The sequence below is a fragment of the Maribacter sp. genome (assembly GCF_039968975.1).
Classification (GTDB): Bacteria; Bacteroidota; Bacteroidia; order Flavobacteriales; family Flavobacteriaceae; genus Maribacter.
The window spans coordinates 1-26048 of the sequence record NZ_JBDVOT010000285.1 but is presented as its reverse complement, the minus strand read 5'-3'; the positions used below and the strand labels follow the sequence as shown (position 1 = coordinate 26048).

General features: G+C 34.8%; 27 protein-coding genes and 1 pseudogene. 7 read left to right on the top strand and 21 right to left on the bottom strand.

Annotated elements, in window-relative coordinates; translation table 11 throughout:
- Together ABJI11_RS19145 and ABJI11_RS19140 are read left to right on the top strand one after the other, a co-directional pair.
- The coding region (locus ABJI11_RS19145; protein ID WP_348356057.1) for a tryptophan-rich sensory protein at positions 1 to 1675 on the top strand (1675 nt) is incomplete at its 5' end.
- Entirely contained in the window at positions 1668 to 3422 is a 1755-nt protein-coding gene (locus tag ABJI11_RS19140) for a hypothetical protein (RefSeq protein WP_348356054.1), read from the top strand. The genes ABJI11_RS19145 and ABJI11_RS19140, both read left to right, overlap by 8 nt.
- 7 nt (positions 3423 to 3429) lie before the next feature.
- Here the strand turns inward: ABJI11_RS19140 and ABJI11_RS19135 are convergent, their stop codons facing one another.
- The 7 genes from ABJI11_RS19135 to ABJI11_RS19105 form a co-directional block, all read right to left on the bottom strand.
- Entirely contained in the window at positions 3430 to 3843 is a 414-nt protein-coding gene (locus tag ABJI11_RS19135; protein WP_276494240.1) for a DUF6691 family protein, read from the bottom strand.
- Positions 3844 to 4404, bottom strand: a complete 561-nt coding sequence (locus ABJI11_RS19130; RefSeq protein WP_348356051.1) for a YeeE/YedE thiosulfate transporter family protein — start codon at positions 4402 to 4404, stop codon at positions 3844 to 3846.
- A 125-nt stretch (positions 4405 to 4529) separates the two neighbouring features.
- Entirely contained in the window at positions 4530 to 4829 is a 300-nt protein-coding gene (locus tag ABJI11_RS19125) for a hypothetical protein (RefSeq protein ID WP_348356048.1), read from the bottom strand.
- Positions 4830 to 4844: 15 nt separating this feature from the next.
- Complete coding sequence (gene cydB, locus ABJI11_RS19120; protein ID WP_348356045.1) at positions 4845 to 5921, bottom strand: cytochrome d ubiquinol oxidase subunit II; 1077 nt, start codon at positions 5919 to 5921, stop codon at positions 4845 to 4847.
- Between the two features lie 3 nt (positions 5922 to 5924).
- On the bottom strand, positions 5925 to 7256 hold the full coding sequence (locus ABJI11_RS19115) for a cytochrome ubiquinol oxidase subunit I (protein ID WP_348356043.1): 1332 nt from the start codon (positions 7254 to 7256) through the stop codon (positions 5925 to 5927).
- A gap of 256 nt (positions 7257 to 7512) precedes the next feature.
- A complete protein-coding gene (locus tag ABJI11_RS19110; protein ID WP_348356040.1) occupies positions 7513 to 7992 on the bottom strand; it encodes a DNA starvation/stationary phase protection protein in 480 nt (159 codons plus the stop codon).
- 88 nt (positions 7993 to 8080) lie between these two features.
- Complete coding sequence (locus ABJI11_RS19105; RefSeq protein WP_348356037.1) at positions 8081 to 8608, bottom strand: DsrE family protein; 528 nt, start codon at positions 8606 to 8608, stop codon at positions 8081 to 8083.
- Between the two features lie 232 nt (positions 8609 to 8840).
- Here ABJI11_RS19105 and ABJI11_RS19100 point away from each other — a divergent pair, with 232 nt between their 5' ends.
- Together ABJI11_RS19100 and ABJI11_RS19095 are read left to right on the top strand one after the other, a co-directional pair.
- Positions 8841 to 9827 carry a c-type cytochrome gene (locus tag ABJI11_RS19100; RefSeq protein ID WP_348356034.1) on the top strand — a complete coding sequence of 329 codons (987 nt, stop codon included), beginning with the start codon at positions 8841 to 8843 and terminating at the stop codon, positions 9825 to 9827.
- Positions 9828 to 9831: 4 nt separating this feature from the next.
- Positions 9832 to 11166 (top strand): OprD family outer membrane porin, encoded by a 1335-nt coding sequence (locus ABJI11_RS19095; RefSeq protein ID WP_348356031.1) that lies wholly within the window; start codon positions 9832 to 9834, stop codon positions 11164 to 11166.
- 36 nt (positions 11167 to 11202) lie between these two features.
- Here ABJI11_RS19095 and ABJI11_RS19090 read toward each other — a convergent pair whose 3' ends face one another.
- Positions 11203 to 11409 (bottom strand): DUF2892 domain-containing protein, encoded by a 207-nt coding sequence (locus ABJI11_RS19090; RefSeq protein ID WP_348356028.1) that lies wholly within the window; start codon positions 11407 to 11409, stop codon positions 11203 to 11205.
- Positions 11410 to 11646: 237 nt separating this feature from the next.
- On the opposite strand from ABJI11_RS19090, the gene ABJI11_RS19085 reads away from it, so the two are divergent.
- Positions 11647 to 12522, top strand: coding sequence for a sterol desaturase family protein (locus ABJI11_RS19085; protein WP_348356025.1), 876 nt, complete (start codon positions 11647 to 11649; stop codon positions 12520 to 12522).
- Positions 12523 to 12547: 25 nt separating this feature from the next.
- Here ABJI11_RS19085 and ABJI11_RS19080 read toward each other — a convergent pair whose 3' ends face one another.
- The 8 genes and pseudogenes from ABJI11_RS19080 to ABJI11_RS19045 form a co-directional block, all read right to left on the bottom strand.
- Positions 12548 to 12817: a cation transporter gene (locus tag ABJI11_RS19080; RefSeq protein WP_348356022.1), complete on the bottom strand. Its 270-nt coding sequence runs from the start codon at positions 12815 to 12817 to the stop codon at positions 12548 to 12550.
- Between the two features lie 3 nt (positions 12818 to 12820).
- The gene (locus ABJI11_RS19075) at positions 12821 to 13462 is read right to left on the bottom strand and encodes a DUF3365 domain-containing protein (RefSeq protein ID WP_348356019.1); all 642 of its coding nucleotides are present in this window, start codon (positions 13460 to 13462) and stop codon (positions 12821 to 12823) included.
- Positions 13463 to 13563: 101 nt separating this feature from the next.
- Positions 13564 to 13910 (bottom strand): annotated as a pseudogene (locus ABJI11_RS19070) (rhodanese-like domain-containing protein).
- An 86-nt stretch (positions 13911 to 13996) separates the two neighbouring features.
- A complete protein-coding gene (locus ABJI11_RS19065) occupies positions 13997 to 15406 on the bottom strand; it encodes an MBL fold metallo-hydrolase (protein WP_348356016.1) in 1410 nt (469 codons plus the stop codon).
- Between the two features lie 120 nt (positions 15407 to 15526).
- A complete protein-coding gene (locus ABJI11_RS19060; protein ID WP_348356014.1) occupies positions 15527 to 16942 on the bottom strand; it encodes an MBL fold metallo-hydrolase in 1416 nt (471 codons plus the stop codon).
- An 82-nt stretch (positions 16943 to 17024) separates the two neighbouring features.
- Entirely contained in the window at positions 17025 to 17825 is an 801-nt protein-coding gene (locus ABJI11_RS19055) for a sulfite exporter TauE/SafE family protein (protein ID WP_348356011.1), read from the bottom strand.
- 69 nt (positions 17826 to 17894) lie between these two features.
- Positions 17895 to 18527, bottom strand: coding sequence for a Crp/Fnr family transcriptional regulator (locus tag ABJI11_RS19050; protein WP_276494257.1), 633 nt, complete (start codon positions 18525 to 18527; stop codon positions 17895 to 17897).
- A gap of 6 nt (positions 18528 to 18533) precedes the next feature.
- Entirely contained in the window at positions 18534 to 18923 is a 390-nt protein-coding gene (locus ABJI11_RS19045; protein WP_348356008.1) for a DUF983 domain-containing protein, read from the bottom strand.
- A 185-nt stretch (positions 18924 to 19108) separates the two neighbouring features.
- Here ABJI11_RS19045 and hemN point away from each other — a divergent pair, with 185 nt between their 5' ends.
- Both hemN and ABJI11_RS19035 read left to right on the top strand, forming a co-directional pair.
- Positions 19109 to 20470 (top strand): oxygen-independent coproporphyrinogen III oxidase, encoded by a 1362-nt coding sequence (gene hemN / locus ABJI11_RS19040; RefSeq protein WP_348356005.1) that lies wholly within the window; start codon positions 19109 to 19111, stop codon positions 20468 to 20470.
- 53 nt (positions 20471 to 20523) lie between these two features.
- Complete coding sequence (locus ABJI11_RS19035; protein WP_348356002.1) at positions 20524 to 21345, top strand: universal stress protein; 822 nt, start codon at positions 20524 to 20526, stop codon at positions 21343 to 21345.
- A gap of 80 nt (positions 21346 to 21425) precedes the next feature.
- Here the strand turns inward: ABJI11_RS19035 and ABJI11_RS19030 are convergent, their stop codons facing one another.
- From ABJI11_RS19030 to ccoG, 5 genes are all read right to left on the bottom strand, one after another.
- The gene (locus ABJI11_RS19030) at positions 21426 to 22883 is read right to left on the bottom strand and encodes a vanadium-dependent haloperoxidase (protein WP_348355999.1); all 1458 of its coding nucleotides are present in this window, start codon (positions 22881 to 22883) and stop codon (positions 21426 to 21428) included.
- 62 nt (positions 22884 to 22945) lie between these two features.
- Entirely contained in the window at positions 22946 to 23437 is a 492-nt protein-coding gene (locus ABJI11_RS19025; protein ID WP_348355996.1) for a GTP-binding protein, read from the bottom strand.
- A gap of 27 nt (positions 23438 to 23464) precedes the next feature.
- A complete protein-coding gene (locus tag ABJI11_RS19020) occupies positions 23465 to 24169 on the bottom strand; it encodes a sulfite exporter TauE/SafE family protein (protein WP_348355993.1) in 705 nt (234 codons plus the stop codon).
- A gap of 3 nt (positions 24170 to 24172) precedes the next feature.
- Positions 24173 to 24619, bottom strand: a complete 447-nt coding sequence (locus tag ABJI11_RS19015) for a FixH family protein (RefSeq protein ID WP_348355990.1) — start codon at positions 24617 to 24619, stop codon at positions 24173 to 24175.
- Between the two features lie 18 nt (positions 24620 to 24637).
- Positions 24638 to 26048: cytochrome c oxidase accessory protein CcoG (ccoG, locus tag ABJI11_RS19010; protein WP_348355986.1), on the bottom strand; the 1411-nt coding region annotated here is incomplete at its 5' end.

Below are 26048 nucleotides of genomic sequence, written 5' to 3'. Positions count from 1 at the left end.
GCCCTATACTAGATTGGGCAGTAAAACTACCGCTAACGCAAATGTTAAGGCAGTTGCGGGTTCTAAAGTGATATGGAACCTACAATTTGATAATCCTGTTGTTGAACCCGTTTTAGATGTAATGGGAGAACTAAAACCATTAAATAAAGTAGGGGAAGATTATCAAATAGAATTACCATTGAAAGCATCAGGATTCTATAGTTTCAAATTCAAAAATGAAGAAGGAACAGAGTTCACTTCCGATTTGTTTTCGTTAGAAGCTACGGCAGATAATTCGCCAGAAATTGAAATACTTGGCTTGGAACAGTACACCTATTTTGATTTTTCAGACAAGAAACTCGTGCAACTACAAAGCTCCATTACAGATGATTTTGGGATTAATGAAGGCTACATCATCGCTACGGTAAGTAAGGGAACTGGCGAGTCGGTGAAATTTAGGGAAGAGAAATTGAATTTTAAGGAAACCATTTCAAAAGGAGCTAAATCTATACGAGCAACCAAAACATTGGATTTAAATGCTTTAAAAATGGAAGTAGGCGATGAGCTGTATTTCTACATAGAAGCCTTTGATGAAAAACAACCGAGAAGAAATGTAGCACGTAGCGAAACCTATTTTGCAGTCATCAAAGATACGGTTAGCGAACAATTTGGAGTAGAAGGAACTTTAGGCGTAGATCAAATGCCCGATTATTTCAGAAGTCAACGGCAATTGATTATTGATACGGAGAAGCTCTTAAAAGATAAACCGAGCATAACGATTGAAGAATTTAAAACTCGAAGTAATGAGCTAGGGTTTGATCAGAAAGCGTTGCGTTTAAAATATGGGCAGTTTATGGGCGATGAATCTGAGATGGAAGAAGCGCCTGCCGAGATCGAAAGTCATGAAGAAGGTGAAGACCATGATCATGCTGAAGATCAAGAAAATGTAATAAAAGATTTCATGCATGATCATGATGGTGATAATGAGCATAATTTAGTAGAACAACATGAGCATGAGCATGAAGGTGATGCCGAAGAACCAGAGGACCCCTTACATGATTATCTTCATAATCACGATGATCCAGAGGAATCCACATTATTTGAAGAGTCGCTAAAAACGAAATTGCGAAAGGCATTAAGTATTATGTGGGATGCCGAATTGCATTTACGATTGTATGAGCCAGAAAAGTCTTTACCCTTTCAATATGATGCCTTAAAATATATTCAAGAAATAAAGAATAGCGCGCGTATTTATGTACACAGAATAGGTTTTGATCCACCACCGATCAAAGAAGACAGTAGACTTACCGGTAAAATAAAGGATATTAAAAATTACAGGAAAAATGAATCTACTACAGCAGAAGAACCTTTTGAAGCCATTGAAAAAGCTATTGGTCGGTTAGAACAATTGGTGCAAAAGGAAAATGAATATACTAAGAGCGATAATGCTCTTTTTACAGCTGCAGGCAATGAATTGGCACAATTGGCAATAAATAACCCTGGTAAGTATTTACAGGTGTTACAAGGTTTAAAAAGGATAGAGAACAATACAGGTAGAACAATGGAAAATTTTAGGTTTGTTCAAAAGGGATTGTTCTTGGCATTACCAAAACCTCTACAAAAACCTGGAGCTGAAAAAATGTATGTAGACGAAATCAATTCATTATTTCTAAAACAGCTGGAAGTATATGATTGAAGGTTTTTCATTTTTAAAGCAAGATTTGATAGTTCCCGTAATTATGGGAGGTATGTTGTTGCTTGCTACTTATATTTTTAAGGAATGGAAGGCACCGAATAATGGGCGGTTTATTCTGAATTCGTTAATAGCGCTGGTCTCAATTTTATCGTTGGCATTACTAATTCTTGAACCGACCAACGAAGTAGCTTTACAAGATAAACAAGGACTGCTTTTAACAGATGGTTTCAGGAAAAAGCAACAAGACAGTTTAGAGCGTATTTACAAGGGTATTCAGGTGTTGGAATATAATTCTAAGAAATCGATTTGTTCGGCTTTAGATTCGCTCACCAATCTAATCATTATTGGTAATGGGGTAGAGTCCTACGATTTTTATGCATTTGATAGTCTCCCTACAGCATATATACCCAATAAAATTCAGTCTGGCATTACACAGTTGGACTTTACAAACCAAATTGTTTTAGGAGATGATTTGAAGGTAAAGGGGAAAATTTCTAAACCTATTGAAGGTTCATTTTTGGTATTGCAAGATTCTAGAGGTAATGGTCTTGATTCCATTGGTTTTAAAGAGAATTCTGTGAATGATTTCTCGTTGAAGTCAGTTCCAAAAGTTAGTGGTAATTTTGTTTTTCTATTGACAGAAAAAGATAGTGTTGGTAAAGTAGTGAAGTCAAATCCGTTACCGATTACCATTCGGGAAAAGGAGAAAGTCAGCATTTTAATAGTCAATACGTTTCCTACGTTTGAAACTAAGTATCTAAAAAACTTTCTAGCCGATGCAGGTTATGAAGTAACGGTACGCAGTCAACTCACAAAAGGCAAGTATAAGTTTGAATATTTTAATACCAAGGCATCGCCCGTTTATCAATTTACCAAAGCATCTTTGAATACTTATGATGTGGTCATTGCAGATGCAGATACCTATTTCAATTTTGGTAGATCTATAAAGCATCGCTTTGAAAATAGTATACGGGAAAACGGATTAGGTCTTTTTATACAACCAAGTGACTGGTTATTTAATTTAGGTGCCAATACCTCTTATTTTACATTTAAGAGAGACGGTTTCAATGAAGTTCAGTTACCAAATACGGGTATTACATTAGAAAAATATCCATTTAAGTTTACAAAAGATTTTGCAACAAATGTTATAAGAATCAATGGAGCTACAGATTTGTCATTTTATAAACAAATGGGCTTAGGTAGGATTGCAACTACTACAATGTTAAATAGTTATCAATTATTGTTGAATGGAAAAGATCAAGTGTACAAGAATATTTGGACCCAGATTTTAGATAACGTAGTAAAGCAAAAAGAGCAGTCGGTACAGTGGCAATCCCTAACAGAGATACCTAAAATAGATGAGCCTTATTCTTTTGCATTACGAACAAGTTTAGAAGAGCTATCTGTTATACATACAGATGAAAATAGGGTTTCTTTGCTTCAGAATGCAACGGTGCCTTTTAAATATACGGGAACAATTTATCCCACGAAAAAAGGATGGAATACCTTAAAAGTTGAGTCTGACAGTACCTCAAAATTTTCATACTACGTGTATGGTCCTGATGATTGGAAATCTTTATCCGCATTCAAAAACAGAGCTGCCAATACCAAACATTTTAGCGCTGAGGTAAAAGAAAATAGGGCAGTAGTAATAAAAAGCCCTATGTCTCCAATTCTATTTTACATCATATTTTTATTAGGTGTGGGGTGGTTGTGGCTGTCTCCTAAAATATCAAACCACAACTAAACCAGTTTTAATGAGGTAACTTGTCTTTTATAATACCATATACGAAAGTTCCAAGAATGGCACTTGCAATTACAATTAAAATTGAAAAATAGCCTGCTCCTGCAAGCACATACATTGGTCCTGGGCAAGCACCTGCCAATGCCCATCCTAATCCGAAAATGATACCACCAATTAAATAGCGGGCAACACTTTTGTTTTTAGGGTGTAAGTTCATTTCAGTTCCATCTATAGATTTAATATTGTTCTTTTTAATGATTTGTACACCCACAACACCTATGGCCAATGCAGAACCAATAATACCATACATATGAAAAGATCCAAATTGGAACATTTCATAAATTCGAAACCACGATGCAGCTTCAGATTTATACATGATGATACCGAAAAATATACCTATGGTCAAATAACTTAAATACTTCATTTAGTTAAAAATTAGGGGGAATAAAAGGTGAATCATAACTAGCCCACCAATAAAGAAACCTATTACGGCAATTAAAGAAGGCAATTGCAAATTACTTAGACCGGATATGGCATGACCGCTAGTGCAACCACCGGCATAACGTGCACCAAAACCAACCATGAATCCACCTAAAATTAAAACAGCAAGAACAAAAGGGTCGGTTAGGTTTTCAGAAGCAAATAGCTCAGGTGGTAAATAAGCTTCGCCGGCACTATTTATTCCATAATCCGTAGCAAGTTGTTGAGCAACCTCTGGATTAATATTTACCGTGTTGTCCGACATGAAATTTGAAGCAATAAAACCGCCAATTATGGCACCTAGCACAACTACAAGGTTCCAACGTTGCGCTCTCCAATCAAATCTGAAAAAATCAGAATATTTAGCCGCTCCACCAATAGAACACATGGTTCTAAGGTTTGAAGACATGCCAAACTGTTTACCTACGTAAAGCAGAATAAACATTGTCAGCGCAATTAAAGGACCGGCAATATACCATGGCCAGGGATCATATAGTAAATTCATTTTCTTGAAAAATCTAGTTTTAAAACGCAAAGAACGTATATAGGGCATCAATATAAAGTAACAATAGTTACATAGTTATATTTCAAACAAGGATATGAGGTTTAAGTGTCTAATAGTGAGTGATTTTAGCTATTGTTAAGTTTTTGATAAACTATTTTTGCAACGACTAAACCTAAACATCCACCCAAAGAGGATATTACTAAATTAATTGCTAATAGTGAGCAACTAAAATCGCCGTTTTGTATTATATACCAAGCGTTAAAGCCTAATCTACCAAAGGTTTTAATGACGAGAATACTGCCAAATACTCCTATAAGCGTATTTCCGGTGACACCAAATGAATAGTGCTTAAACATCAACCCCATTATATTTGCAGCTATAATACCCATAGCTATGCTTAACAGAGAAATTAATGAGCCGGTCATTGTTATAAAAATTATTTAATGCTCGCCGTAGCCCACGTCATCCATTTTACCACTAAAAATGCGGTATTGCACATACATGTAAACGGCAACTAATACTATGGCAATGGCAAACCAGTAAACACCAACGGATAATCCGTATTCATCAGCTGCCACGTTATAAATAGTTAATGATGGGTTTACAGAATTGGTTGATGGTAATACTTTCGGGAAAATAGAAGCCGCCGTAGAGGCAAAACCACCAAACAGAAATAAAGCCGAAAAGAGAAAACCATACCCGTCTTTTTTAAATTTTTTAATCCAAAATTGACCAACAAGTCCTGTTAAAGTAATAATAGGAAAAAGCCATAGATAAGGTTTGTCAAGAAAATTTGTAAATGGTTTAGGTTCTATGATATGCCAAATAAGTATTGAAGTTATTACAAGTGCCAACAATACAAAATTCAATTTAAAAATTATTGATTTTAATCTAGTATTCAATTCTGCATTGGTCTTAAAAATAATCCAGTTAGCACCATGTATGGTAAGTGCAACCACACTAATAATACCTAGCAATAGAGTAAACCAATCTATAATACCTAAATGTTCTGCCGTAGGGCTAAAGGTGGGGTTCCACAGGGGTAAAAAGAAGTAATGGGCTTCATAGGCAGATACTCCATTTTCTACCATACCTAAATTTACACCACGTACAACATTGCCTAAAGCTACACCAAAAAATAGTGCTAGTAACAAGCTGGCTATACCAAAAGCCTTGTCCCAAATAGACTCCCACATCTCGTTATGGTATTGCCCCCTAAGTTCTAGACCAATGGCTCTAAAGATCAGCAGCCATAGAATCATAATTAGCGGTAAGTAAAAACCACTAAAAGAAGACGCATACAGGGTAGGGAAAGCAAAAAATAAAACTCCGCCAGATGCAATTAACCAAACCTCATTGGCATCCCAAAAAGGACCGATAGCGTTAGTTACCGCTTTTTTATCTTTTTCTTTTTTAGCAAAGAACAGATGTACTATGCCAGCACCAAAATCGTAACCATCTAGAATGACGTACATACCAAGCATGCCCATTAAAACAATGTACCAGAATAATTCCATAATTTATGAGTTTTGAAGTTCAGGTCCTTTTTTTATGATTTTACCGGCGAGAATTAAAAATAACATTCCCAGTAATAAATACAGCCCTATAAATCCTAGTAGGGTAAACAGTGTATTACCTGCAGATACGGTAGGTGAAGCACCTTCAGAGGTTCTTAGTAGGTTATATACCAACCAGGGTTGGCGTCCAAGTTCAGCAGTGTACCAACCAGTGGTATTTGCAATGTATGGAAAAGGAAGCATGAACATGATAGACCATAAGATCCACTTGCTAGTATATAATTTTTTACGCCATAGTTGAAAAGCAGCTATACCCATTAAGCCTATGAAAATAGTTCCCAAGCCAACCATAATATGATAAGAATAGTATAATCCAGGTATATTGGTAGGGTAGTCTTTTTCATCAAATTCGTTCAGACCTTTTATTTGAGCGTGCCACTTTTGATACGTTAGAAAGCTAAGTACATTGGGAACGGCAATTTTATTATCCAGTTTTTTGAACTCCATATCCGGTTGCCCGATCAATACAATTTCAGAACCACCTTCTTCAGTTTCAAAAATACCTTCCATTGCAGCAAATGTCACAGGTTGATATTTTACTACATTTTTTGCCACTAGATCACCAGTTGGGAATGCAACAAGTACAGAAGACACCAATCCGAAAATTACACCAGTTTTAAGAAACAATTTACCAAATTCATTATGCTTCTTGCTTAACAAATAAAAAGCACCAATGCTCGCTACTACAAAAGAAGCAGTTATAACGGAAGCTAATTGGTTGTGCAAATAAGATGGTAGTAACCACGGATTAGAAAATAATGCACCAAAATTATTTAAAACAAATTTTCCGTTTTCTAAAATTTCAAAACCTACAGGGTTCTGCATCCATGATTGTGTAGCAATTATAAGATAACCACTGGCCCATGAACCTAGAAATACTAAAAAGCCAGTTAAGAAATGCAGCTTTTGACCCATTAATTTTTCTCCGAAAAGAAAGAGACCTAAAAATGATGATTCCAAGAAAAAAGAGAACATACCTTCCATAGCAAGTGTCTGTCCTATAATTCCTCCTGTAAGTTCAGAGAATTTTGCCCAGTTAGTCCCAAACTGAAATTCCATAGGTATACCCGTGACTACACCCATAGCAAAATTAAGAGCGAAAATTTTCATCCAAAATTTAGCGGCATCATTATATTTTATAATTTGAGTTCTAAGAAATTTCCATTTAAAATAGACGATCATTAATGAAAGCCCCATAGTAAGTTGTGGAAACAAATAATGGAAAGTAATAGTGAAAGCAAATTGCATTCGGTCATAGAAAAGCATGTCTTCCATAGTCTAAATTCTTTTCAATGTTTTTATATATGTAAAGGTATAATTCACATGATAATTAAAGGTAACCAATGTTACATTTAAAGGCGAATAATTATGGTAAATATGTTTTAAAATTCATGTAATGAAAACAGGTTTAGTTTTAACCTAAAAATCACGTATTCAAAAGGTTGTTCTATATTTTTCTTAAAATGATAGTAAAAAAAATCCCCAAAACTTGATTTACAAATTTTGGGGATCAAAAAGTTATATTAAAAATTTAATCTTGGTAAGCAGATAGCATCCAAACCAATTTTTCTTGTTCGGTAATATAATCGCTCATTAGAGAAACAGTGCCTTCATCCTCGGCTTCGGCAGCTATTTTTAGGGTAGCTCTTTCTTTTTTTAAAAGTATGCTTAAACTATCTAAAATGTTGTCTATAGCTTTATCGCCATCAACCACATTTTCACTAGCCTCTATTTCAGATTGTTCAATATATTTGGTAAACGTATGTATTGGAGTGTTGCTCAAGGTTAGCACTCGTTCTGCAATTTCATCAACCTTGATTAAGGCATCATTATAAAGTTCCTCGAATTTTAAATGAAGCTCAAAAAACTTTCGACCCTTAATATTCCAATGAAAACCCCTAAGGTTCATATAAAACATTTGGTAATTTGATAATAGGTCGTTTAATTGTGTTGCAATATCGTTTGAATCTTCTGTATTTAATCCAATCTTCGATAAACTTGAATTTGCCATTGTTAATATTTAAAAGTTATAGTAATGTAATCTTGTCAAAAGTCGCTTTTGTATGTAAACCTTACGCCTTATCTAAATAAATAAGTGCTTACGGCATAAAAATATATCCGTCCATTTGGTAATTGGCAAGGACCATCATTGCGGATAATCCTAATTCTGTATTCGGGTTTAAATCTGCAGCGCTAATATCTCTTGCGGCAGCAGCTTGCGCGCAAACATAAAATTCTACTCCGTAATCTTTTAATAATTTTATTACAGCTTCATTTGGGTTTTCCTTTTCATATTTAGCTTTGTATTTAGTTTCGTTTAGAGCAGTGAAAGTGGCACCACCATGTACAGCAGCGATGATATTTACTTTATCGGCAGAAACACCCCCTGCACCTAGCATATTAATCATTCTTGCAATTTTGAAATAACCAATATTAATGCCATCCAACTCACGCTCATCTTTTAGGTCAAAAACAAGTTTATATTCTTTGTTAGGGTCAGGTTGTATGGCTACCTCTTTGAATTCCTTAATTTTTCCATAGCCTTCTATTATAGGTGTTGTCCATTCTTGTGCCGTTGTAAGTTGTACTGCCATAATTGCTATAATAAGTAAAAGTGCTTTTCTCATGTGCTCGTTATATTTAAAATGAATGATTTGTTGGTTTAATAATATAAGTTACTAATGTCCGTAATTTTAGAAAAGAATGAAAGTAAGTTAAAGCATTTAACGCAAGTGTAACTATTGTTACATCAATAAACTTTCAATATTTATAGATTCGTTATTTAAATTAGCGTAAGATTACATTTCTATGGGTGATTTACGAATTTTAGCGAAACAACTATTTAAGCTCTTTACAATTATGTTTGTGTTAGTAGGGCTAGTCTTTATATGGCTTTTGAACTATGAGCCTACTAAAGAAAGTGAAGAAACAATACAAGTAAAGGATATTGTAGTTATTGACAAATGGCAACCCAAAGATGCAATCGCTGAAATTAAGAATATGTCGCCGGTGGTCAAAAAAGGCTATTATTTAATAGCTGAGACTTCAAAATATATGGGTCCCAATGCAGTGCGTGCCGAAGATAGATATAGCGGTAATAATTTGGCTTGTGCCAATTGTCATTTACAAAAAGGAGCTCAGGCAGGTTCAGGGTCATGGGTAGGTATTTTAGAGAGATTTCCACAGTTTGGTGGTAGGGGCAATAAAGTGGGTACTATTCAAGATAGAATTAATGGGTGCATGGAGCGCAGTATGAATGGAAAAATGCTTCCGTCAGACTCAGATAAATTGGTGGCCATAGTAGCTTATATGGATTGGTTGAGTGAAGGGGTGCCAGAGGATAGAAAGGCCGAGTTTAAAGGATACCCAAAAATAAAGGTACCTGCTGTAGCTGTGAATTTAGAAAAAGGAAGACAGGTATATCAAAAAGAATGTGTTATCTGTCATGGTGAAAATGGAGCGGGAGTTCTCAATGCTATTGATGGTAAAAGCTACACGTATCCACCACTATGGGGTCCAGATAGTTTTAACGATGGTGCAGGTATGCATAGGGTAATCACTTCGGCAGAATTTATTAAGAGTAATATGCCTTATTTACAAGCAACATGGGATAACCCAAAACTGACTGATGAAGAGGCTTACCATGTAGCAGGATACATCAATAGTTTTTCTAGACCACATAAATTAAATACTGAAAACGATTATCCTGATAAGAAGCTAAAACCAGTCTCTACACCCTACGGACCGTGGGTAGACGATTTTTCTCCAGAGCAACATAAAAATGGACCATTTTTACCAATAATGGATTTCTATAAAGAGAAATACGGAATCACTAAAACAAAGTAACCCCATGCGATTAATATATCTGCTCATTTTTTGTCTGCCTATATTTTCTAAGGCACAAGATTCTGTTGCGGTAAAGAAAAAAGGCACATTATCTGGGCAATGGCGTACGTATTATATGATGACGTCAAATAAAGGGGAATTGAAAGACTTTAATGCGTTTGCAACGGGTGGTAAAATAAAGTACGAGTATAAATTATTAAAGAATTTAGAATTAGGAGTGGCCCTTTACAACTCAACCAATATTGGCTTACAAGATTTGAAGGCTCCTGATGCCACCACAGGAAGAATAAGTAGGTATGAAGAAGGGTTATTTGATAGGTTAGATTTAAGTAATGATGCGGTTTTTTTATTAGGAGAACTGTATGCGAAATATCACCTAGCTCAGCATTCATTTACGCTTGGGCGGATAAAAATTAATACACCGTTGATTAACCCAGAAGATGGCAGAATGATACCTACTTTGGTCCAAGGGTTTTGGTATAATTTTAATGCAGAAAAGACCAAGTTTCAATTAGGTGTACTAAATGAAATAGCACCAAGATCTACAGGAGAGTTTTATGGAATAGGAGAAAGCATAGGAACTTACCCCGTAGGTAGAAACAATTTAGGTACGGCATCGCAGTATGCCAATAATACGGCATCTGATTATATACTATTGGCGAATGTGGATTATAAGATAACCGATAATTTTAAAGTGAATATATGGAATCAATTTCTAGATAACATATCGAATTCTATCTATGTAAAACCATCTTATAATATATCTAAATCATTGATATTAGAAGGGGAGTGGTTACATCAAAATAAGGTGGGTAATGGTGGAAACAGTGTAGACTCGCTTCGCTATTACAACCAAAATTCTGCAGACATAGTAGGATTAAAAATTGCTCATGAAAGCAAAGCAGGACTACTTACTTTATCATACAATAGAATATTACCACATGGTCAATTTATATCTCCAAGAGAATGGGGCAGAGAAGATCTTTTTAGTTTTCAAAAGCGAGAACGTAGCGAAGGTTCCGCAGATAATCATGCTTTGGTTTTAAATTACAAAAAGGACTTTGCAGTGTTAAATGATCTAAATCTTATATCTATATTAAGTATTGGTAAGCACTGGAAACCAGATCCAACTGATGCTGTTTTAAATAAATATGCTATGCCAGATTACACGCATATAAATCTAGATATTTTCTTCAATATTAAAAAGCTGAAGCGTTTAAGACCAGAGCTATTATTGACCTCTAAAATAGGAAATGGTGATATACTAGATAATCCTAATTTATTTTTTAATAAAGTAGATATGTTTCATTTAGATGTCATTCTTAATTATAACTTTTGATATAGAATCTAATGTTTTATAAATATGTTTTGAAAGCTACTTTTTCAGTTTACAACTATTAATTCCCAAAAGTGTATAAAGCGGGCAAAAACTTACGAAAGAAGTTAATATAAAAATCGCTGCAATAGCTAATGCAACATAACCCAAAATACCGGTAACTGCATCTGTGAAAAACGCAATTAGAAGAATAGCGGCAATTATGAATCTTATAAACTTATCTGTTGTTCCCATATTTTTTTTCATGATACTAGTTTTTAAATTATGATATAAAATATTATGTAATGTTGTTGCTCAATTTTAGACTTAACTTAAAGTAAGCAACGTTTAGTTAACTTTTTAATGGTAAGGTAGTACTAAATTGAAGTGCTAAAAATGATATTGGTCATAAGTAAAAATGCTAAAAATCAGTCAATTGAAATGTAACATTGGTTACAGTGATTTTGTTATTTAAAAAGTATTTTTGCACAAAGCGTGATAGTAATGAAAGCATATTTAGATGCCTTTTTAAATGCAATTACAGGAACTTTAAGTTGGACATGGAAATCCATTATTTTCGATGTGCCCTGGTACCTAAATTACTTCTGGGGACTCATTCTAATTTCCTTGATTGTATGGTCATTAGAAATTGTTTTTCCTTGGAGAAAACAACAAGGTGTATTTAGAAAAGACTTTTGGTTAGACGGTTTTTATATGTTCTTTAATTTCTTTCTATTCGCCATAGCCATAAGTGGTATTTATAAATTATTACAGGTTTTTTTTAATGATATTGGTATAAAAGCAAATAGTTTAGCGATCATAGATATATCTGCCTGGCCAATGTGGGGTCAATTACTATTATTTTTTATCGTTCTAGATTTTGTACAATGGTTCACGCATACCTTATTGCACAAGTATGCTTTTCTTTGGAAATTTCATCAAGTTCACCACAGTGTCAAAGAAATGGGTTTTGCGGCTCATTTACGATACCATTGGATGGAAAACTTATTATACAAACCTTTAAAAACTTTTGGTGTAATGATTCTTGGTGGTTTTGAACCTGAGCAAGCCTATATTGTACATTTTGCCGCAATTGCCATTGGTCATTTTAATCATTCTAATATAAAGATTACATGGGGACCTTTAAAATATATAGTAAACAACCCGGTAATGCACCTATATCATCATGCCTATGATTTACCTGAGGGTACTTATGGTGTAAATTTTGGTATTAGCCTAAGTCTTTGGGATTATATATTTAAAACCAATTACATACCAGAAGATAGTGGTGATGTAAGATTAGGTTACCCGGGTGATGAAGATTTACCACAAGACTTTTTAGGACAAATGACCCATGGTTTCAAAGCAAAGAAGAAGTAATTTAAATTACTTCTTCTTTGTGTGATTAATTAGATAGTTTACCTGTGGCGCAACTTACATAAGACTTAGCTTTTGAAAGCATAGAGTTATCATCATCAAAGCTAGGATAACCTATTAACTTTAATTTTGTTTTTGCGAGTAGTATATCTTCTGGTTTCAATGCATTAAAAGAGACCGATGACGATTCTACAGATACCGATACATTGGTAATTGTTGCTATCTCCTCTAATTTTGAAACGATTGTTTTGGCACAACCGCCACATTTTAAATTTTGAATAGGAATTACTGATGTCATATTTTATTTATTTTGATTGTCTTTAAAACTAATACTCCAAATACCTCTAACCTCATTTTCTTTATAGCCAACAGCCTGGTCATATGGGTATTTATCGTTCAAAAGCTGCGTAACCTTTGGGTCGATATTTGTTTCTGGTATACCATGGCAATTTAGGCACATGGTATTCGTAACAATAGGGAAATAAAAATTTGTAATTCCATTATCGTTCGTCAATATAGGTTTATAAGACTCGTTGTTATTAATTTTTGATTTAAAAAATTCAATATATTCAAGCTCTTTTTCACTTGCTTTATTATTAGTATTTCTTGGTTTGTCAGTTACTCTCTTAATCTTGGCATGATGTACAATAGCCATACTATCTGTTAATGGATATGCTTTTTCATTACAAAATTCTACAGCACCTACAAGACCATTTTTTTGAATGTTCAACATAAGGTTTTTGCCCAATACTTTTTGCGTGCTTTGGGCTATCATTTTACCTTTTTTTAAAAGTATACTATCATTTGTTTCGGTATCAGCATCTTTTATAGAATCATATGAAAATTCATCTTTAGAATTATCAATTGTCTGTTGTTTTCCTTTAGAAAAATCTTTGCAGCTAAAAGCAAAAACAATTGTGAGTAATAAAAATATCTTTTTCATAAATTTATATTTATTGCCAATTCTATAATTTTTAGAACCCATACGATTAACAAATTAATGTAGGGTATTAAGCAATCTGTTAAATGATTGCTCGTCTACTTTTAATTCCAAGAGTTATAACCGCCTTTTAAATCAAATACTTGCTCAAAGCCCATTTTTAAAAGTCTACGAGCTGCTTTTTGACTTCTGCGCCTGACCTGCAATAAACATAAACAGGCTTTTCTTTATCTAATTTTTCAAAATAATTTTTGAAGTTACCAGAATTGAAAAAATCAATGTTTATCGCTTTCTTAATATGGCCGCTATTATATTCTGATGAGGTTCTAACATCAAAAGGTTTTATGTTATTGGCAATAATTTGTGTGGCATATTCTCTTTTGTCCAACACAGTTATATTGCCTGTAGTTTCTTGTTCTTTATTACCAAAGAGTGTACTTAAAAATGACATGATGTTTTGTTTTAATTAATACTTAATGATAGAAAGAAACGGTCTTGATATATGACCGTTTCTTTCAATAACCAACCAATAAAAAATTATAATGTAGTAGGGCAAACAAATTCAGTTACAGGTATACCAGCTTCTTTAATTGCTTTGAATCCGCCTTTTACATCTATAAGGTTGTGAATACCTCTGCTTTTTAAAATTGAAGAAGCAATCATACTTCTATATCCACCGGCACAATGCAGGTAAAAGGATTTACTGTTAGGAAATTCAGCTAAATGATCGTTTAAATAATCTAGCGGAGTATTCACCGCATCTATAATATGCTCAGATAGAAATTCAGATTCTTTTCTAACATCAAAAACAGAAACATTTTCAGTTTCAATTAATTTTTTAAGTCCGGCTACATTCACTTGACTTACGGTATCATATTCCATTGATGCTTTTTTCCAAGCATCGAATCCGCCTTCTAAAAAGCCTAGTGTTCCATCAAAACCAACTCTAGATAATCTAGTTACGGTTTCTTCTTCCATTCCTAACGGTGTTACCAGTAGTATAGGTTGTTGCACATCTGCAATTAGAGCACCTACCCAAGGGGCAAAACTACCATCTAAACCAATAAAGATTGATCGTGGTATGTGTCCTTTTGCAAAATCATCTTGGTGACGAACGTCTAATACTATAGCTCCAGTTTCGTTTGCAGCTGCCTCAAAAGCAGCGGGCGATAATGCCCTTGTACCACGTTCAAGTACTTTTCCAATATCTTCGTAACCCTCTTTATTCAGTTTTACGTTTAAAGGAAAGTATTGTGGTGGTGGTAAAAGACCATCAATTACTTCTTCAATGAACTCTTCCTTGGTCATATCTGAACGCAAGGCATAATTCATTTTTTTCTGATTGCCTAAGGTGTCTACAGTTTCTTTCATCATATTCTTGCCACAAGCAGAACCGGCACCATGAGCAGGATAAACAATTACGTCATCTGCCAAAGGCATAATTTTATTTCGTAAACTATCATATAAATAACCAGCAAGATCTCTTTCTGTTAACTCGCCCATTTTTTGAGCAAGATCAGGTCTACCAACATCACCTAAAAACAAAGTGTCTCCGCTGAATATGGCATGGTCTTTTCCTTTACTATCTTTTAATAGATAGGTGGTACTCTCCATTGTATGACCAGGCGTGTGTAAAGCTGTAATAGTGATATCGCCAAGTTGAAACACCTGATTGTCAGTTGCAATAATGGCATCAAAAGACGGATTGGCTTTAGGGCCGTAAATAATTTGAGCTCCCGTTTCTTTAGCTAAAGTAACGTGGCCACTAACAAAATCTGCATGAAAATGCGTTTCAAAAATATATTTGATTTTGGCATTATCGACATTTGCTTTATTAATATAAGGCTGTACTTCTCGTAGAGGATCAATAATTGCCACCTCTCCTTTGCTTTCAATGTAGTAAGCACCTTGCGCTAGACAGCCGGTATATATTTGTTCTACTTTCATATGCTTTAATTTAGTATTGAAACAAAAATAAAAATGTAAATACAGCTATACAGTAACTTAGGTTACATAGTATTTAAAAACAGCTCTGAAGAAGAAATCAGAGCTGTTTTAAATGTAATATTATAATAGTGTCGACGGGCACACGTATGCTGTCTTAGGTATGTTTGTCTTTGAAATAGCTTCAAAACCACCTCTGACATCTGTAAAATCTGTCCAACCTCTTTGTTTTAATATAGATGCCGCTATCATACTTCTATAACCGCCTGCACAATGTAAAACAAACGCATCGTCTTTTGGAAATTGAGCCAAATGCTGGTTAATTTCATTTAAAGGAACGTTTATGGCACCAGCCACATGTTCAGAATCGAACTCGCTCTTTTTTCTAACGTCGATAATTGTGGGCTTGTTATTCTTGTAATCAGCTTCTAGTTCTGTAGCATCTATTCTTTTACTTATTTCAAAATCTTTTCCTGAATTTTTCCAAGTATCAAAACCGCCTTCCAAGAAACCAACGGTATTGTCGTACCCAACTCTAGATAAACGTGTAATTGCTTCTTCGTGCTTGTTTTTGTAGGTAACCAATAAAATCTCTTGTTGAATATCTGGTATCATTTCACCGACCCATTGTGCAAAACTACCTTCTAAACCAATATTAATACTATTAGGAATAAAACCTTTTGCAAAATCTTCGGCATTTCTAGTGTCTAAGACCAAAGCACCTGTTTCATTGGCAACAGCCTCAAAAGCATCTGGTAAAAATGGGGTAGTGGCCCTATCCATAATCTTATCTAAACTTTCATAACCTTGTATATTCATTAAAACATTTTTAGGGAAATAACCTGGGGGAGTGGTTAATCCTGTCAATAATTCTTTAATGAATTCTTCTTTGGTCATATCTGGGCGTAAAGCGTAGTTTACTTTCTTTTGATGCCCAAGGGTATCAGTAGTTTCTTTACTCATCATCTTACCACAAGCGGAACCTGCGCCATGGTTAGGGTAAACGATTAAATCATCATTAAGTGGCATGATTCTATTTCTAAGCGAGTCGTATAAATACCCGGCAAGCTTTTCTTCGGTTAAATCTGCAACCACATGTTGTGCCAAGTCTGGTCTGCCAACATCGCCAATAAATAAGGTGTCACCGGTAATAATACCATGTTCTTTACCTGTCTCATCAATTAAAAGATATGTGGTACTCTCCATAGTATGACCAGGAGTGTGTATTACTTTAACCTTATAATCACCTACTTCAAATACTTGGTTGTCTTTAGCTGTAGTTGCTTTATATGCAGGTTTTGCACCAGGTCCAAATACAATTTCTGCACCTGCTTTCTTTTGTAAATCTAAATGTCCGCTAACAAAATCGGCATGAAAATGAGTTTCAAAAACGTATTTTATTTTTGCATTGTCTTTCTTGGCTCTGTCTAAATAAGGCTGTACCTCACGCAGTGGGTCAAAGACTGCCGCAACACCCTTACTTTCTATATAATAGGCTGCATGAGCCAAACATCCGGTATAAATTTGTTCTACTTTCATGTTGTTGTATGTTTTGATTAGTAGCATAAAATTACCCTTTGTAATAGTCTTATACTGTGACTTTTGTCACATAAGCCAAAATTTATTTAAAGAATTCCATATAGAAAATAAAGACAGCCATAACAAGAATAAAATAGCCAAAACCTTGCTTTAGTTTTTTACCGTCAATGAAACTACTGAGGTAACTACCAATAAAAATACCTACGAATGAAATTGATGTGAAAATGGCAAGAAACTCCCAATCTATGAGCATTGTCATGGCGTCGCCCAGAAAGAAACCCATTAAAGATTTTATGGCAATTATAATTAAAGAGGTGCCTACGGCAACTTTCATTTCAACATTTGCCAAAACCACTAATGCCGGTATAATCAAGAATCCGCCACCTGCACCAATTAGTCCCGTAATACTACCTACCAAAAGTCCTTCTAATAAAATTAAAGGGTAGTTATAGGCAACCACTCCCGTATTATCAATCCTCTTTTCTTTTTTAAGCATGGAGTACGCCGCAGGAATCATTAAAATTGCAAATAGACCAAACATGGCCATTCTACGTGTAAATTGAAAATTATCAATTTCAAATAAAATATTGGGCATTGCCGGTACCACATAGTGTCTAACCAACGTTACACCTATTATTGCAGGAATACCAAAAACGATAGCGGTACGCCAATCTACATAACCTTTTAAATGTTGTTTCCAGCCACCTACAAGTGCACTGGCACCAACTATAAAGAGAGAATAGGCGGTAGCGGCTTTTTCGTTAATAGAAAAAAGATAAGCTAAAACGGGCACGGCAAGAATAGAGCCGCCCCCACCAATAAGACCTAAAGATATACCAATTATTAGGGCACTGATATACCCAAAAATATGCAAGATTTCCATGTAATATAATTAATATTACAAATGTAAATTGGGTAAGAAACCTGCGCAGTAACAATAGTTACAGAGGTGTTATAAATCTAATATTTCTAAATAATTACGGTGAAGTTTAATTTTACCCATTTCTTCTAACTTCTTTAAAAGTCTAGAAATAACCACTCTAGAGCTATGTAGGTCATAGGCAATATCTTGGTGGGTACTATGAATAATATTGTCATTTGTTACTCTTGCCTTTTCTTTCAGATAACCAATTAAGCGCTCATCCATTTTTTGAAAAGCAATATTGTCCAAGGTGCTTAAAAGCTCATTTAATCTAACATGGTAGCTATTAAATACGAAGTTTCTCCAAGATTTATATTTAGCGGTCCATTCTTCCATTTTCTGAATAGGCACCATAATCAATTTGGCATCTGTTTCGGCTATGGCTCTTATTTCACTTTTTTTATCGCCCATACAACATGCCATGGTCATAGAGCAGGTGTCACCTTTTTCTAGATAATATAATAGTAACTCATCACCATCTTCATCTTCTCTTAAGATTTTAATGGCTCCAGAAATTAACAAAGGCATACCTCTAATGTAGTCACCGATTTCCATGAATTTATAACCTTCTGGCACTTCTTTAAAAGTACCTACCTGTACAATTTCATTGATGAGCTCTTCTTCAAAGATATCTCCGTATTCTTCCTTTAAGTCCTGAATCATTCTTAGTTAATTAATTTTCTTTGCTATTTCTTTATCAAATTTAAAAAATATATTCGCCCAAATAGATTTAGAAACTGCAGCAATCCAGGGCATTGCTAATACCAATGCGGTAACTATCACTACAAATAACGCGCCTATAGAAAGCTCTAGACCAAAAAGTAAGGTTAGAACATACGCAGCAACAGCTACGGCAATACCAACTGCACAAGACACGTACATAGAACCTGTGTAAAAACTAGGTTTAATGCTATATTTTAAATCACATTTTGGACAACGCTCTTTTACTTTATTGAAGTTACTTAATTTATAAGGATTAGCCTCAAAGAATTCACCTTTGTGGCAACGTGGGCATTTTAAAAATATAATACTGTACAATTTAGAACCCTGTGGTAACATGCTATTAAATTTAAAAACAAAATTATTAGATCTTACATGTTAGTATTGTAACATTGGTTACATAAGCCTGTCTATTGATGCTTTAGTTTTTTTGGAAAGTTATCTTTTTTCATTAATGCTTGAACTGATATAAATCATATTTTAAACTGGTAATGACATGTATGTTTGTCAAAAAACAAATTCATATGTGTTCGCTTGTTCAAAAGTATAATGTGCCTGGTCCTCGCTACACCAGTTATCCTACGGTTCCTTTTTGGGATATCAATACCTTTTCTGGAAAAAAATGGGAAGCTTCGGTAAAAAAGAGTTTTCATGTGAGCAATGCAGTATCTGGTATTAGCCTTTATATACACCTGCCTTTTTGCGAAAGTATGTGTACGTTCTGCGGATGCCATAAGCGTATTACAAAACGACACGATGTTGAAATGCCCTATATAAAATCTGTCTTAAAAGAATGGAGATTATATAGTGATATGTTTGATGAGAAACCTATAATAAAGGAACTGCACTTAGGTGGAGGCACACCAACTTTTTTCAAACCAGAGAATTTAAAGTATTTAATAGATGGAATTCTAAGACTTGCCGAAAAAGCAGCTGATGCCGAGTTTAGTTTTGAAGGACATCCAAACAATACAACCAAAGAGCATTTACAAGCTTTATATGATGTTGGTTTTAGAAGGGTAAGTTTTGGGGTTCAAGATTATAATGAAACCGTACAGAAGGCAATTCATAGAATTCAACCTTTTATAAACGTAAAAAATGTTACAGATTGGTCTAGGGAAATAGGCTATGAATCTGTAAGTCATGATATAATTTTTGGCTTGCCACATCAGAAATTGGAACATGTTAAAAATACCATAGAAAAGACCAAAGAGCTGAAACCAGACCGTATTGCCTTTTACAGTTATGCGCATGTGCCTTGGTTGGCAGGTAATGGACAAAGAGGGTATAACGATGCAGATTTACCTGCGGGAGACGAAAAGAGAAAGCAGTATGAAGCAGGTAAGGAATTGCTTTTGAACTATGGCTATCATGAAATAGGTATGGATCACTTTGCTTTGCCTACAGATGGTCTGTACAAAGCTATGCAAAATGGTAAACTACATAGAAATTTTATGGGCTATACCAGCTCTAACACCCATTTAATGATCGGGTTAGGGGCATCTAGTATTAGTGATAGTTGGTACGGTTTTACGCAGAACGTAAAAAATGTAGAAGAATACCAGAATTTGGTAGAGAATGATATTATACCGCTTTATAGAGGTCATATTTTAACAGAGGAAGATCAAATTATAAGAAGACATATCTTAAATTTAATGTGTCAGTTTAAAACATCTTGGAGCGAATTTAAATTACATCTACCACAAATGGATAGTATTCTAAATAGGTTAGAAGAAATGAGAGAAGATGGCTTGGTCAACATTACCGCAGGTAGCCTTCAAATAACCGAAAAGGGTAGACCATTTGTTAGAAATGTATGTATGGCTTTTGATTTGCCATTACAAAAGAAAAAACCGGATACCAAGATATTTTCAATGACTGTTTAAATAATAAAAGAAATAGAAGTTCCTGATCTTAATAATTGCTAAATAAAATTACCATGAAAAAAATAATTGTACTTACAGATTTTTCAAAACAATCAGAACAAGCACTAAAAGCAGCATCCGATTTGGCTAAAAAGCATGATGTAGAGCTGTTAGTGGTTCACATGTTAGAACTAAATCAGGCAATACTATCATCACCTGATGGTATTTATATTGAACAAACCGTATTCTTGGTAAAGCTTGCCGAAAAGAATTTAAAGGAGTTTTTGGAAAAACCTTATTTAGAAGGGGTTAAGGTAACGCCGGTAATAAAGCATTATAAAGTATTTAGTGAGTTAGATGCTATTGCAGAAGAACATAGTGCAGACTTAATTGTAATGGGTTCTAATGGTGCTAGCGGATTAGAAGAAATGTTTATTGGTTCTAATGCTGAAAAAGTAGTTCGTAACGCAACGGTACCTGTTTTAGTAATTAAAGGCGAGATTACTAGTCTAAGTTTGGACCGTTTTGTGTTCGCGTGCAATTTTAACGATGATAACTTACCTGCCTTTCAAAAAGCTAAGGAATTTGCAGAAATGTTAGGTGCTAGTATGGAGGTTGTTTTCATTAATACGCCAAACGATGAATTCTTAAGTAATAGGGATGCCTATCAAAAAATAAATAAGTTTTTAACTAAGGCCAATTCGGCACAACAAGTTGAGATTTACAACGATTACAGTGTAGAACAAGGTATATTGAATTATGGTAATACCATTTTAGCAGATGCCATAGCAATGCCTACACATGGCCGTAAAGGAATCTCACATATGTTTAATGGCAGCATTGGAGAAGATGTAGTTAATCATGCTAGAATACCTGTAATCACATTTAAAATATAGATACTAACCTATACTATAGATAAGAATAAACCCAAGGTGAAAGCCTTGGGTTTATTTGTTTTGGGTATTCTTAAAGATAATTATTTAATACCTAAGTGCTCATTATAGAATTTCCATGCTTGTTTAGCCACATCTCTACCTAATTCTAAACCGGCTATGTTGTCCGCTTGAATATGATAACCTCCCATAACTCTAGACATACCAGCCATATTTGCCGATTCTGTAAATGTTGGGAAGGTAATAGTCACCGGTTTTCCATAAAAAGCAGCATCAATTTCAGTTAAGGTTCCTGGTGTTAATTCTACCGATTCACCAAAGTAATCATCGCCAGTAAATAAACGAAGTACTTCTGCACAGCCACCACTAATGGTACTATGACCAGAAGTATAACTAGGGAATGGTGGGCATAAGAAAATATCTGGAGAATAAGGTCTCCAATCTTGTCCTTTCATTTCTATTACACCAACTCCAGGTCCGCCCCAAGCTTTAATCGTTTTGTCCTTGTAATATTCATGAACCAATGCGTAAGGTCTTGCATAGTCATAAAACATCTTAGAATCCCAAGACGCTATAAAAGCATCCATAGCGGTAATCTCAGTTAAGAAATACATTTTTACATCTTGGTCTAAAGTATGGTTGTCGCGTCTTGAGACATCTTGGGCAAACTTTAGCCAGTGGCCAGCTTGTTGAACAGATTGTGGACCGTCACGCATAAACTCGACCAAAGCCTTATCTTCATCAGAAAGGTTAGCTTGTAAATCAACCACTTCTTTTACTTCTTTTTTCAACTGCTCAGAACCATACATTGGTGGCGGTCCCGGTCTAAATTGATCGGCAGATGTCATAGTAATAGGTGTTACTTTTTGCCAGTAGGGCGTAAGGCACCCTGGTGCATATTGTCCCCCTTTTCCATCAGAAAAGTACTTAGGTTGCCAACGGTTAATATCTGTACTTTCATCTGCAGTGTTTACAGGATTGTAATTAGTATAGTCAAAATAAGCTTCTCCGTTTGAGCCTTCTACATTGCCATATTGATTACTACCATCATTTTTTCTTGCTTCTATAGTTGCTTTGGCCGCTAAGTTTCCAATACCTTCAGGGGTAGTGGGGTCCATTGAAGTGTTGTCTGGATCAAGACCTAATTCAACCATAAATTTCCTGAACATTTTGGTATCTGAATAATAGTACTCTTTCATGGCACCAAAAGCGGCATAACTAATGGCAATTTCTTTATTTGAAAGTGTTTGCTCAACTAAAGGTCTTCTTTCTATATTTTTTAGGTAAACAGGAATTGCATTTTCATCATATACCGACCATGCATCAAAAATAGAAATGAAAATCAACCCTAAATAACGAGAAGTAATTGTTGGTCTTGGTTTAAATTTTTCGGTATCTGATGCTGTTGCATCCAAAGCCATTTTACCCCATTTATAGGCTACATTATCTACACCTTTTGGCTCTTCTTTTTTGTGTTGGGCTATAGTCGTTTCTGCACTAAGGAATATTAGTGTTATTGCTAAAAGTAAGATGCGTTTCATACGTTTGGTAGTTGTTTATTTCGGTGCTCTAAATATAATGATGAGTTTGTAACAATTAAAATTTATGCTGTAAGAACATTCTGCATAAAGTCTAGTAATTGCTGCATTTGTGGCTCGCCTTTCTTTTTACCGCTTCTACCGGCAAAATATAATACAAACCAAATAAGAACCAATAGTACCATAAGACCAACTTGTATATGATAGTTTTTACCTAATGATGCACTTGAATATGCCCAAATACCTATAATTATAAATAAAGTAGCAACTATAAAGTGTACAAACATAAAGAAGGTCCATAGGGTAGGGTTAGGACCAAAAACACCATATAGCTTACAGCTAATATCATCTACTTCATCTATTTCTAAATGGAGCTGTGGTGACCAAAAGTGATGCTCTTTTTGATTGAACTTGATGAATACATGCTCATCTAATCGTTTTACCAAAAACGGATTCTCTTTTGATTGTTCAAACTTGCTAAGAACAATTTCTTTATTTTTTGGTATGTGCAATTGAAACCTAGGGCGAAGTACAATATCGTTCGGTAACGGTTTCATATGAATAGATTTATTTGGATATCGTCATTAGTTATGACATTCTATAGCACTAGATACTAACTGGGTAACTGGGGCAGGGGATACATAAGGAATGCCCAAGCCAAGACCTCTAAGAATAAAGAGAGCACCAATGATAATAACAAATACAGGAATGGCTTTTTGCACTTTTTGACGTATACCGCCTTTTAATAAATTACTGAAATAAATGGCGACTGTCATAAGTGGTAAAGTACCAACGCCAAAAAGCATCATATATAAACTACCTTGCAAAGCATCGCCCATTGCAATAGAACCAAAAAGAGCCATGTAAACCAGTCCGCAGGGTAAAAATCCGTTTAAGAAACCTATGGTTAAAAATGTATCTGGCGATTTCTTTTTAAGCTCTTTGCCCAGTTGGTTCTTTACTTTAGATATGACTTTGTAAATAGGTTTTGACAGGTTGTATTTGTTGAAGGTTTTATAAGGGATCAATACAATCAATATCATAATAATACCTATACCAATAGACAGTTTTTGTTGTATGCCAAAAATGGAAAGTCCTTTTCCTAACAGACCAAAAACAAGACCAATTAATCCATATGCCATTAATCGCCCAAAGTGATAAATGAATATTTGTCCAAATTTTTTATAATTGTTTGTTCTATCTACCGGAAGCATAAAGGCAATGGGTCCGCACATACCAACGCAGTGCAAACTTCCCATGAGACCTAATATGAGGGCAGATAATAGCATAATTTAAAATGTTATACTCTCTTTATGAAGAAACTCTTTTTCTTCATGTTCCCAGAAAACCTTAATATCCCAACGACCATCCAACAATTGATTGTCAGGTATGAGCAAATGTGAATTGGATAAACTAATGGGTAAGTTAAAATCCAAATTCTTGTTGGATGGTCTATAAAGGGATACGATACCTTTTACATTGGTATCATCATATCCATCAGGAAAAATTACGAGTAAACCCTCAGGAGATTTTTTAATTTCTATTTGTGAAGAGGCGATACTTGCATTTCTTTCAGCATCGATTTCTTTTTGGTAGCCAAGTTCGGCTTTATAATATTCTTCTGTTACCAAATCATGATTAGCATCATGGCTGGTAGTCATTGTAACTACAAAAAACATAATAAAGCTAATGAATGCTACTATGGCAATTACAATACCGGTACCCCAATTAATCTTCATAATATTTCTGTTTAAGTACTATTTATAACTACGTGGTGCTAGAAAGCGAGCCGTAGTGGTCTCAATTAGTTTATCATTACTGTACACCCCAATTTTAAGGTTGTTCTTATCACCACTTAAGGCAGATTGGTTAATTTCAATGAACAATGTACCTTCTGCCAAAGCCTCTGGATCAACATCAAAATTTTCGTGGCGCACCAGTTTAATTTCTCCTTTAGGTGATATCAATTTAAAATGAACATCTTCTACGGTTTTCGTAGTCTTGTTCAGTAATTTATAGGTGTATACATTACTTATAATATTACCTTCTTTGTGTTCGTAAAGCTGACCAGGTAACCTTAAAATATTAGCTTCTAGGTCATTTCTTAAAAACATCATACCAACTAGAACACCCGTTAAAATAACTAGAACTGCGGTATACCCTTTTAGACGTGGTGTAAACTTGAATTTCTCTTTTTTGGTAATTTCATCTTCACTGGCGTAGCGGATCAAACCTTTAGGTAGATTCACTTTTTCCATGATAGTGTCGCACTCATCTATACAAGCAGTACAGTTAACACATTCTAGTTGCGTTCCGTTTCTAATATCTATACCTGTAGGGCATACGTTAACGCATTGGTTACAATCAATACAATCGCCATTTCCTAAAGCTTCGCGGTCTTCATTTTTACGCCACTTTTTTCTACCGTTTTCAGCTTCGCCACGTTCATAATCGTACGCAACTACAATAGATTTATTATCAAGAAGCACCCCTTGCATACGACCGTAAGGGCATGCAATGATACAAACCTGCTCTCTAAACCAGGCAAAAACAAAATAGAAAACACCTGTGAAAATCAATAAGGACACCATGGTGCTTACGTGCTGGGCAGGCCCATCTGTGATGTATTGAATTAAACGATCACTACCAATAAGATATGCAAGAAAGACATTGGCAATAATGAATGAAATGATAAAAAAGATAAACCATTTCAAGACACGTTTTCTAATTTTTTCAGCATTCCATTCTTGTCGGTCTAGTTTTATTTGGGCACCTCGGTCTCCGTCGATCCAGTATTCTATTCTACGGAAAACCATTTCCATGAAAATAGTCTGCGGACACATCCATCCGCAGAAAATACGTCCAAAGGCAACGGTAAACAATGCTATAAAAATTACTCCGATAATCATTGAGATTACAAAGAGGTGAAAATCTTGCGGATAAAATGGAAAACCAAAAATGTTAAAGCGTCTTTCCAGTACATTGAACATTAAGAACTGGTTGCCATTTATTTTTATAAAAGGAGATGCAATTAAGAAAATAAGCAGTACATAACTTACATACTTACGGTACTCATAAAGCTTACCACTTGGTTTTTTTGGAAATACCCAAGCACGTTTACCATCTTCTTTAATGGTACCTATGGAATCTCTAAAATTATCTTGATCT